The following is a 2200-nucleotide window of genomic DNA, read 5'->3' as shown; positions in this document are numbered from 1 at the left end:
ACTCCGGCGTGAACGTTCGTTTCGTTGTCCCCATCAGACACCTTCCAGCCCCCATGGGAGCGTAGCAGAGGTGTCCACTCATTCAGAGGAGGATCAGTCATACCACGCGCCGAAAGTCCCCCCGCCTTCAACTCGGATACGACCGGCGCGTTGTCGCGGACTGGGCGTTACGGCACAGACCGCATGTACGGCCGCTCGTCCTTCGCGAGGCTCCGCATAGTCGACCGATGCGTGCGGGCAATCGCGAGCGTTCTCGTGATCTCGTGTAGGATCTGTTCGTCGTAGGGTCGCGCTTCCACGTCCTTGGCAAGCTTCGCGACGAGGCGGATCTGACGGTCGCGGCGCTGCTCGGTCTCGGTCACCAGTTGGTTCGCGTCGGCGAGCAGATCACCGAGTGACGGCGGGGGGACCAGGAGTTTTGTCCGTTCCAGCAGTTCGCGGGATCGCTCGATGGCGTCCCGTGCGTCCTGGATGATCCGCGCGTCGTAGCCGGCGTACTGGAAGGATGAGCTGATTGGGGAGACCATGGCGGCACCCCTCGCATTGCAGGCGGGAGCGCACATCTCTCTCGGTCACCAGAGCCTACGGGTTCGGACACGGCTGGTGATGCCGCGTCAATCCGCGTAGCGGCGCATCGTTCCAATAGGGCTTGCCCTAGCGGGACGCTCCGAAGCCACTGAGAGCCCGCTGTAGACGAGCGGCCTCGAATGCGGCCGCGCTCCACATCTAAGACCCTTCCGGAACTGCCATGCATACGCGCATGCTCCAGCTTGTTCGTTGGGGTATACCCCAGCGGACGGCCGCAATACCGAACAGCTCTGTAGGGGGCTGAGCTCGGCACAGGTATAGTCCGCGCCCTGCCGTGGGGGCGTTCATGTTGGGCATTCAGCATTCTGGAAGGATCGGCGTTCCCGTCGGCTTGCTCGCCGCCGTCCTCATGCTCGCCCCGGGTGCGACCGTGCAGGCGCAGGACGAGCGCGAAGCGGCGGAGAACCGCGGGCATGACGCGGAGCTTGATAGCGAGCACCTGTTCGGGTTCACCGAAGGCTCGGATATCGGCGCTCCCGGCGAGCGAGAACTTCTGTCCGAAACGACCGGGCGCTTCGGCAAGCGAACCGGGACATACCAAGCCCTCGACAGCGAGCTACAGCTCAAGCTACCTTTGACGGAGAGCTTCCGGATCGCGCCGGGCCTTGCGTTCTCCGGCCATCGGATCAGCGGTGTGCCGGAGCTGCCCAGCCGCACTTCGGGCTCACTGGACAGCGCCTTCCTCGATACGCGCAACCGCCTCCTCAACCGCAGGTCAGCCCCCTTTGGCCTTACCCTGAGGGTCGTGCCCTTTGTGAGCCGTGTGGACGAGCTGACGGGCCAGGGCGTGAGCGGTTACGGAACCAGGATCGGCCTCTTGGCTGACCGTGAGATCGTGCCAGGCAAGCTGATCGGGGCCATCAACGTGGAATACGGCTTCGCCACCGCGAGGCAGCTCGCGTCTGGTGCCGTCGAGAGGGGATCAGGGCTGGAGGTATCTGGCGCACTGGCCTACCAGGTGCAGCCTGGCCTCTTCTTAGGTGGAGAGGTGCGCTACGCCCGCGCCTATGAGGGTTTGCGCCTCGAGCGGCTTTCTGGTGAGGCGGTCTATCTTGGGCCGACGATCTACCACGCATTTTCGGACCGTGCCTGGGCTTCTCTCGCCTGGAGCTATCAGGTGAGCGGCCATGCCGTTGGTGAGGCGGGCCCGCGCGATCTCGTGAGCTTTGAGCGGCATCAGTTCAGGCTGCGGGTCGGCTACAGCTTCTAAGCTCGTCCGCTGAGGTATGCCCCAACGAACAGCAGGAAGAGCCCGACAGATCCTGTCCGCAATGCAAGGTTCCAATCAACGGGCAATCTCTTGCGGACAACACTCCAAAGGACCACCCAAGCACTCTTTACCCGGCTGGATTGGCTGACTGGAAAACGACGGTTTCCCAGGCACTTAAACCTGTTAGATTTGTATGTCTGGAAATCAAACCGCCGGGCGATCCCGGCCCATTCGCACGGCTTGAGCGTTTTGGAGCGTATCACCTGAGCAGTCGAACATGGGCCGGCCTTCCAGCCCATGTCGCTACGGCCTGTTAGCTCTTGAGCCAGTCCAGAGCGGCTGCGAGCGAGAGAACGCCCATGAAGCTTGAAGCTGTCTTCTCGTAGCGGGTTGCGATGGCAC

Annotated in this window: 2 protein-coding genes and 1 pseudogene; 1 reads left to right on the top strand and 2 read right to left on the bottom strand. The window is 63.1% G+C overall.

The window, feature by feature from the left end; translation table 11 throughout:
* Nucleotides 1-167: 167 nt before the first annotated feature.
* The gene (locus tag WDW90_RS36510) at nucleotides 168-527 is read right to left on the bottom strand and encodes a hypothetical protein (protein ID WP_336492623.1); all 360 of its coding nucleotides are present in this window, start codon (nucleotides 525-527) and stop codon (nucleotides 168-170) included.
* Nucleotides 528-874: 347 nt separating this feature from the next.
* Here WDW90_RS36510 and WDW90_RS36505 point away from each other — a divergent pair, with 347 nt between their 5' ends.
* A complete protein-coding gene (locus WDW90_RS36505; RefSeq protein WP_336492622.1) occupies nucleotides 875-1798 on the top strand; it encodes a DUF6662 family protein in 924 nt (307 codons plus the stop codon).
* A gap of 313 nt (nucleotides 1799-2111) precedes the next feature.
* Here the strand turns inward: WDW90_RS36505 and WDW90_RS36500 are convergent.
* Nucleotides 2112-2200: pseudogene (locus WDW90_RS36500) on the bottom strand (IS5-like element ISMex42 family transposase); the annotation flags it as partial.

Source organism: Methylobacterium nigriterrae, from assembly GCF_037106235.1.
Classification (GTDB): domain Bacteria; phylum Pseudomonadota; class Alphaproteobacteria; order Rhizobiales; family Beijerinckiaceae; genus Methylobacterium; species Methylobacterium nigriterrae.
Note: the sequence above shows the minus strand (reverse complement) of the source record. Positions and strands in the feature narration are given on the sequence as shown.

What these genes read in the sequence shown, in the direction of transcription:
- WDW90_RS36510 (WP_336492623.1), bottom strand. Translation starts at nt 527, where the DNA reads ATGGTCTCCCCAATCAGCTCATCCTTCCAGTACGCCGGCTACGACGCG.
- WDW90_RS36505 (WP_336492622.1), top strand. Translation starts at nt 875, where the DNA reads ATGTTGGGCATTCAGCATTCTGGAAGGATCGGCGTTCCCGTCGGCTTG.